Annotated in this window: 8 protein-coding genes; 4 read left to right on the plus strand and 4 right to left on the minus strand. The window is 68.0% G+C overall.

Going from position 1 to position 7,544, the window contains the following annotated elements; genetic code table 11:
- From AC2VON_RS10305 to AC2VON_RS10315, 3 genes are all read right to left on the minus strand, one after another.
- On the minus strand, positions 1 to 541 hold a 541-nt coding region (locus tag AC2VON_RS10305), incomplete at its 3' end, for an alpha/beta fold hydrolase (RefSeq protein ID WP_486952868.1).
- A 12-nt stretch (positions 542 to 553) separates the two neighbouring features.
- Complete coding sequence (locus AC2VON_RS10310) at positions 554 to 1,714, minus strand: amidohydrolase family protein (RefSeq protein WP_486952869.1); 1,161 nt, start codon at positions 1,712 to 1,714, stop codon at positions 554 to 556.
- A 74-nt stretch (positions 1,715 to 1,788) separates the two neighbouring features.
- The gene (locus AC2VON_RS10315) at positions 1,789 to 2,421 is read right to left on the minus strand and encodes a TetR/AcrR family transcriptional regulator (protein ID WP_486952870.1); all 633 of its coding nucleotides are present in this window, start codon (positions 2,419 to 2,421) and stop codon (positions 1,789 to 1,791) included.
- Positions 2,422 to 2,494: 73 nt separating this feature from the next.
- Here AC2VON_RS10315 and AC2VON_RS10320 point away from each other — a divergent pair, with 73 nt between their 5' ends.
- Together AC2VON_RS10320 and AC2VON_RS10325 are read left to right on the plus strand one after the other, a co-directional pair.
- Positions 2,495 to 3,445, plus strand: coding sequence for an alpha/beta fold hydrolase (locus AC2VON_RS10320; RefSeq protein ID WP_486952871.1), 951 nt, complete (start codon positions 2,495 to 2,497; stop codon positions 3,443 to 3,445).
- A 14-nt stretch (positions 3,446 to 3,459) separates the two neighbouring features.
- Positions 3,460 to 3,960: a DoxX family protein gene (locus AC2VON_RS10325; RefSeq protein ID WP_486952872.1), complete on the plus strand. Its 501-nt coding sequence runs from the start codon at positions 3,460 to 3,462 to the stop codon at positions 3,958 to 3,960.
- On the opposite strand, the gene AC2VON_RS10330 is transcribed toward AC2VON_RS10325, so the two are convergent.
- The gene (locus AC2VON_RS10330; RefSeq protein WP_486952873.1) at positions 3,953 to 5,401 is read right to left on the minus strand and encodes a short-chain fatty acyl-CoA regulator family protein; all 1,449 of its coding nucleotides are present in this window, start codon (positions 5,399 to 5,401) and stop codon (positions 3,953 to 3,955) included. The genes AC2VON_RS10325 and AC2VON_RS10330 overlap by 8 nt on opposite strands.
- A 118-nt stretch (positions 5,402 to 5,519) precedes the next feature.
- On the opposite strand from AC2VON_RS10330, the gene prpD reads away from it, so the two are divergent.
- Both prpD and AC2VON_RS10340 read left to right on the plus strand, forming a co-directional pair.
- Positions 5,520 to 7,034: a 2-methylcitrate dehydratase PrpD gene (gene prpD / locus AC2VON_RS10335; protein ID WP_486952874.1), complete on the plus strand. Its 1,515-nt coding sequence runs from the start codon at positions 5,520 to 5,522 to the stop codon at positions 7,032 to 7,034.
- Positions 7,031 to 7,544, plus strand: a 514-nt coding sequence (locus AC2VON_RS10340; RefSeq protein WP_486952875.1) for an isocitrate lyase/phosphoenolpyruvate mutase family protein, incomplete at its 3' end; no start/stop codon positions are given. The genes prpD and AC2VON_RS10340, both read left to right, overlap by 4 nt.

Consider the following 7,544-nt stretch of genomic DNA (forward strand, 5'->3'; position numbering starts at 1 on the left):
GCGGTTTCGTCCGGTGCGGCAGGTAGGCCGCGACTGCGTCGGCGGCATGCGCGAGCGAGTCGAAGCCGTCGACGTGGGCGGACATGAACTCGCGGATACGTGCGCTGCCTTCCTTTTCGTAGCGCGGCACCACGTCGACCAGGATCAGTTTGCTCACCCGCTGCGGACCGGCCGCCGCGGCGGCCAGGATCCCGGTCAGCCCGCCCATGCTCGCCCCGATCAGCACCACCGGTGCGCCGATGGTGGCGAGCACCGCCAGCACGTCGGCGGTGAGCGTCTCGAGGGCATACTCGGCACCCGGCGCCCGGTCGCTGTCGCCGTGGCCGCGGGTGTCCAGGGCGACGACGTGATAACCGCGATCGGCAAGAATCTGTCCGGTGTTCTTCCAGGAGAACCGATTCTGGCCACCGCCGTGCAGCATGAGCACCGTCGGACGCACCGCGGCGTCGTCCTGGCCGGTTGTCCGGCCGCGGTTCCACTCGTCGGCTACCAGGGTGATTCCGTCGACCCCGAGGTATTCGACGGTCTGGGGAGTGTTCATTGTCCTACGACGTTACCGGTCGCCGATCACGGTGCCCGGCGCCGGTGGCAGCGGTGCCTGTGGGAACAGCTCGTTGAACGCACCGAACATGATCCGGTCCCTGGTGGGCCGATCGACGTCGTCGAACAGCTGGTGCAGCGTCTCCTGGGTGTGACCGAAGGTGCCTTCGACGTGCGGGTAGTCGCTGCCCCACAGCACATTGTCGAAGCCCAGGTGCGCCGTCGCCGCCACCGCCGAGGCATCGTGCTGGAACGACGCGTAGACCTGCGAGTAGATGATCTCCCGCGGGCTGCGCTGGAGCTTGGGCCGCACCACCACCGCATGCTGGCGATAACCCTCCTCCATCCGGTCGGCGATGAACGGCACCCACGTGGCGCCGCCCTCGGACACCAGCACCTTCAGCTTCGGATGCCGATCCAGCGCGCCCGACGCGACGAGCTTCATCACCGCCCGCTGCCCGCCGAACGACGTCTCGGCGTAATTGAGGACCGCGCCGCCCGGACCGTGATGGGTAACCCCGATTGACCCACCGCCGGCGAAATCGATTGGCTCGGTACCGATGTGGAAGGCGATCACCATGCCGATGTCCTCGGCGATGGCCCAGAACGGTTCCCATTCGTCGTGGTTGTAATCGTGCTGCGCCGGGTGCGGCGCGACCGTCAGGAAGACCGCCTTGAAGCCGAGCTCACCGCAGCGTTCGAGTTCACCGACAGCATCGTCGATGTCGAGGGTGGAGACCTGCGCGGTCGGGATGAATCGCGGCGAGTAGTCCATGATCGTTTCCTTGGCCCAGTCGTTGGAGACCCGCAGCGCCGCGCGCAACAGCTCCGGGGTGCGAAACGAACTGGCCCACATGCCCAGTGACGGGAACACCAACTCCGCCCAGATGCCTTCGGCGTTGAGGTCGGCCAGCCGCTTGGTGACATCGCGAGAGCCGGCGGCGGCCACCATGGCGTCGAGGAATTCCTGCTGGGCCATGCTCGGCAACCGGCGACGGAACACCTGACCGTCGACATAGATGGTCTCCCACCTGCCGTCGGGATCCTTTTCGGTGCGCGGTACCAGGTCGGCCAGTCGCTTCGGTAGCTGCGAGCGCCACAGGTCTTGCGGCTCGATGAAGTGAGAGTCACCCGAGTCGGCCCACAACTTGACCGGCGCGGTGCTGACGGCCACGAGCGCTCCCCTTCGGTTCTCCGAGCCTGGCATCACCACAGATATTGGAATCACATTCTAACATTTGCAATACGTCATCCCGCCACGGCGATCAACCGGTCAATCCACTCCATCGCCGTGTCGATCACCGGTGGCACGTCGTCGAAGTTGCCGCACCCCGCCACCATCAGTGACGACTCGGCCAGGGTGGCCGCCAGGAGCCGGCCCAGCAACTGCCCGCGCGGCGAGCTGTCCAGCTGCAACACCGACATCCAGCCGCGGAAGGCCGCGGTCATCCGGGCGCGACGGGTGATCTCGAAACCGGCGGGGGTGTCCGCGGAGGTCAACACCAGCGCCGCTTGGCGGTTCTCCCACATCGCCTGCAGATACGCCCGCACCCGAACCTCGAAGGCCCGATGCGGGTCCAGCTGCCCGGCCGCATCGCCGGCCTGTTGCATCGCCGCATCGATGCGGCGGTCGACGGCATCGGCCACCCGCTGGAAGATCGCCAGGAACAGGTCCTTCTTGCCGCCGAAATGGTGATAGATGCTGCCGATGCTGGCGCCGGAGCGGTCCACCACGTCGGCCATGGTGGCGGCGCTGAAGCCGCGCTCACCGAAGACCTCGGTCGCCGCGTCCAGGATGCGCTGCCGGGTGGCGTCGGTTTTGGCCCAGCGGCGGGTCGGGGCGCCGTCGGCCGGCGAGCCGGATCGCGCAGCCGTCACCATTCGGACACGCTAGCGTGTCGGTGAGCCCGACGGAATCCGGTGCTGGCCGCAGCGACGCACAACAGGAGTGCACATGGCAGACCTCGCACCAAGCTGGATCGATGTTGCGGGCCCCAACATCGACCCGGTCAACCCGGTGGGGCTCAAGGCGTTGAGCTGGGGAGAACCGAGCGGACCGATGGCGTTGTGTCTGCACGGTTTTCCGGACACCGCCTACAGCTGGCGCCGACTGGCGCCCCGATTGGTCGCCGCGGGCTGGCGGGTGGTGGCACCATTTCTGCGTGGGTACGCGCCGTCGTCGATCCCGGCCGACCACAGCTACCACATCGGTGCGCTGATGCACGACGCGCTGCGGGTGCGCGCAGCAGCCGGCGGCGCCACCGCCGACGTGGTGATCGGCCACGACTGGGGGGCACTCGCGGCGACGGGGCTGGCCGCTATGCCGGACAGCCCGTTCGCGCGGGCGGTGATCATGTCGGTGCCTCCGCCGGCGGCGCTCCGCCCGCGCGGCCCGGCGGCCCACCGGGTCAAGCTGGCCGGCGAGCTGCCGGTCCAGCTGCTGCGTAGCTGGTACATCGGCTACTTCCAGCTGCCCTGGTTGCCGGAGCGCTCCGCGTCGTGGGTACCGCCACTGCTGTGGCGCCGATGGTCCCCGGGCTATGACGCCAGCGAAGACCTGCGGCATGTCGATGCCGCCATCGGCACCCCGGAGGGCTGGCGGGCAGCGCTCGGGCCGTACCGCGCGCTGATCCGTCACGGTCGGCCGCCGGCTCGCTACGCCGAACTGCACCGGCACTGGGTGCTACCGCCTCAGTTACCGAGCCTGTACCTGCACGGCCGCGACGACGGTTGCATGACACCGGCTTTCGCGCGCTGGGTGCAACGGGTGTTGCCGGCCGGCAGCGACGTGGCCGTGGTTGAGCATGCCGGACACTTCCTGCAGCTCGAACAGCCCGACGAGGTCGCTGAGTTGGTCTTGGCCTTTTTGGGCCCGGCGAACACCGCTCATGGCCCGTCCCGATGATCTACGTTGACACTATGAGTTCTGATGTCGCTTTACTGATCCTGCGTCTGGTGTTGGGCCTGACCCTGGCCACACACGGCTTGAACAAGTTCTTCGGCGGTGGCCGGATACCGGGCACCGCGCGGTGGTTCGAGAGCGTCGGCATGAAACCGCCGGGGACGTTTCACGCGGTGGTCGCCGCCACCACCGAGATCAGCGCCGGGCTGGGATTGGCGGCGGGGTTGCTCACCCCGATCCCGGCTGCGGGGTTCGTCTCGCTGATGACGGTCGCGGCGTGGACCGTGCACCGGCCGCACGGCTTTTTCATCTTCAACGAAGGCTGGGAGTACGTCATGGTGCTGGCGGTGTCGGCGGTGGTGGTCGCGATGCTCGGGCCCGGCCGGTTCAGCCTGGACCAGTTGTTCTTCGGTCACGCCTGGCGCGACGGCTGGGACGGTCTGCTGCTGTCGGTGCTGCTGGGCCTGGCCGGGGCGATCGGGCAACTGCTGATCTTCTACCGGCCGCCGGTCAAATAGGAGGGCTGACCGCCGCATAGGGCAGTCCGCTGCTGGAATTCTCGTCGACGACGACCCGCCGGCCCAGGTAGGGGAAGGCGCGCTGCGGGCACGCCTGGCGGCTGCAGATTTTGCAGCCCGCGCCGATCGGCACGACGGTCGCCGGGTCGTCCAGTGCCACCCCGGTGGAGTACACCAGCTTGTCGGCGTGCGCCAGATCGCAGCCTAACCCGATGGCGAAGCTCTTGCGGGGGCCCAAATAGCCGCGCCCTTCCGGTGGGGTGGTGGTGGCGATCCAGAAATAGGACCGGCCGTCTGGCATCTGCGCGACCTGGGTGAGAATTCGCCCCGGTTGGGAGAACGCGTCGTGCACCACCCACAGCGGGCAGCTCCCGCCGACCCGGCTGAAGTGAAATGCGGTGGCCGACTGCCGTTTCGAGATGTTTCCGGCCCTGTCCGTACGGACGAAGATGAACGGCACGCCGCGCCGCCCCGGCCGTTGCAGCGTAGAGAGCCGATGACACACCGTCTCCAAACCCACCTCGAAGCCTCGGCTGAGCAGGTCGATGTCATAGCGCAATTCGGTTGCGGTCTGGTGGAACTGGCGATACGGCAGCAGGAATGCGCCGGCGAAGTAGTTGGCCAGCCCGACCTGGGCGACCTCGCGGGCCTCCGGGCTGAGCAGCCCGTCGGTGGCCACGATGTCTGACATCAGGTCGGCTTGGGTGAACAGTGCCAGCTGGGTGGCGACCTGGAAGGCGCGCTGGCCCGGTAGCAACCAGTGCGCGACCCGCAGCACGCGCGTGTCCGGGTCGAAGAGACGCTTGGCGCGCCCGCCCAGGTCGTCGGCGATGGCCACGGTGACGCCGAAGCGTTCGGCCATCAGGCCCGAGAGCTGGACGTCCAGCCCGCCGATCTTCATCCCGCTGTCGGCGAACAACTGCTCGGCCGCGTCGTCCAACTCGGCGATGTAGTTGTTGCGGTCGTAGAAGAAGTCGCGGACCTCCTCGAACGGCATCGGCCGCGCCACCGGCAGCGACGTCTCGGTGGTCGCCCGGGACCGGTAGACCTCCAGTTCGTCGGTCGCCTCCCGTAGCCGGCGGTGCATCGTCACCAGGCTGCGGCCGACATCGGGCATCCGCGCGACGAGCTCTTCGATCTCGGTGTCGCTGGCGGCGTGTTCACCGGCGGTCGCGGTGAAGACATCCCGCAGGTCGGCCACCAGCCGGGCATCCGAATCGGGCGAGAAGTACTGCGCCGGCAGACCGAACCGCTCGGTGAGCGCCAACAGCACCGCGGTGGTGACCGGCCGCTGGTCGTTCTCCAGTTGGTTGACGTAGCTGGTGGACAGATCCAGCTCGCGCGCCATCGCCACCTGGGTCAACCCGCGTTCCTCCCGCAACCGCCGCAGCCGGGCACCCGCGAACGTCTTGGAGACGGCTTTGGAAACGGTTTTGGCCATGTCCGCAGCCTACTGCCTGCGATGTTCGCAATGTTTACAAAAACGCTCGTCAAGCACGACAAAAATACGCAGCCACCCGGCTTTTCGGCCCGGCGAAATGTTGCGTAGTGTGTGGAATATGTTGGTTCATTCCGTCCGGTCACACCGCAGCGCCGACGATTTCCCCCGTTACGAACACCTGGCTTGGCAGATCGCGCAGGTGGCAGCCGACCCGGTCGCCGTACCCGCCGACACCGCGGCGATGGTGCTCAACCGGATCATCGACGACGCCGCCGTCAGTGCCGCCTCGGTGCTGCGCCGGCCGGTCACCGTCGCCCGCCGGCAGGCTATGGTGCATCCGGCATCCCCGGGCGCGCACGTGTTCGGCGTCGAGGGCGGCTACTCGGCCGAATGGGCGGCCTGGGCCAACAGCGTCGCGGTGCGCGAACTCGATTTTCACGACACCTTTCTGGCCGCCGAGTACTCTCATCCCGGCGACAACATCCCGCCGCTGGTGGCGGTCGCCCAACAGTGTGGTGTCTCCGGCGCCGACCTGATCCGCGGTCTGGCCACCGCCTACGAGATCCAGATCGACCTGTCCCGCGGAATCTGCCTGCACGAACACAAGATCGACCACGTCGCACACCTGGGCCCGTCGGTGGCCGCCGGCATCGGCACCATGCTGCGGCTGGACCCGGAGGTCATCTACTCCGCGATCGGGCAGGCGCTGCACCTGACCACAGCGACCCGGCAGTCCCGTAAGGGGTTGATCTCCAGCTGGAAGGCGTTCGCACCGGCGCACGCGGGCAAAGTGGCCATCGAGGCGGTCGACCGGGCGATGCGCGGCGAGGGTTCTCCCGCGCCGATCTGGGAGGGCGAGGACGGCGTCATCGCCTGGCTGCTGTCCGGTCCCGAGCACACCTACCGGGTGCCGCTGCCCGCCCCCGGGGAGGCCAAGCGCGCCATCCTGGACAGCTACACCAAGGAGTATTCGGCGGAGTACCAAAGCCAAGCGCTGATCGACCTGGCCCGGCGGCTGCGTGAGCGCATCGGCGGTCCGGAGCAGCTGGACCAGGTTGCCACGATCGTGCTGCACACCAGCCACCACACCCACGTCGTGATCGGCACCGGGTCCGGGGACCCGCAGAAGTTCGACCCGGACGCCTCTCGGGAGACCCTGGACCACTCGGTGATGTACATCTTCGCCGTCGCGCTGCAGGACGGCAGCTGGCACCATGAACGGTCCTACGCCCCCGAGCGCACGCACCGGCCCGACACCGTCGAGCTGTGGCACAAGATCTCCACCGTGGAGGATCCGGAGTGGACCCGCCGCTACCACTCGAGTGACGCGAGCGAGAAGGCGTTCGGCGCTCGCGCGGAGGTGACCCTGAAAAGCGGTGAGGTGATCGCCGATGAGCTCGCGGTCGCCGACGCGCATCCGCTGGGGGCGCGGCCATTCGGACGTAAACAGTACATAGCCAAATTCACCGAACTCGCCGACGGTGTGGTCAAACCCGATGAGCAACAACGGTTCCTGTCGACCGTCGAAGGCTTGGCCGGGTTGACCGGCGGCGAGCTGGCCGGTTTGAACATCCTGGTCGACCCGGCGGTGATGGAGACGGCGCCCAAGACGCCGGACGGGATCTTCCGGTGACCGGGCTGTTGGCGGCCGCGAGCAGCGCGTCGGACAAGCGGGCGGCGTTTCGCGCCGGCCTGGATTCGGGTCGGCTGCAACGCTTCCCGGGAGCATTCTCACCGCTGGTCGCTAAGCTTGTCGCCGAGATCGGCTTCGAGGGGGTCTACGTTTCCGGCGCGGTGCTCTCCGCCGACCTCGGTTTACCCGACATCGGGTTGACCACGCTGACCGAGGTGGCCGGCCGGGGAGGGCAGATCGCCGCGGTCACCGACCTGCCCACGCTGCTCGACGCCGACACCGGATTCGGTGAGCCGATGAACGCGGCTCGTACCGTCACCGTGCTCGAGGATGCCGGCTTGGCCGGCTGCCATCTGGAGGATCAGCTCAACCCGAAGCGGTGTGGACACCTCGACGGCAAAGCCGTGGTTCCGACCGGTGAGATGGTCAAGCGGCTGCGCGCCGCGGTGTCGGCCCGCCGCGACCCGAACTTTGTCATCTGCGCCCGCACCGACGCCGCCGGGTCCGAGG

It is taken from the genome of Mycobacterium sp. TH-M82 (assembly GCF_057473605.1).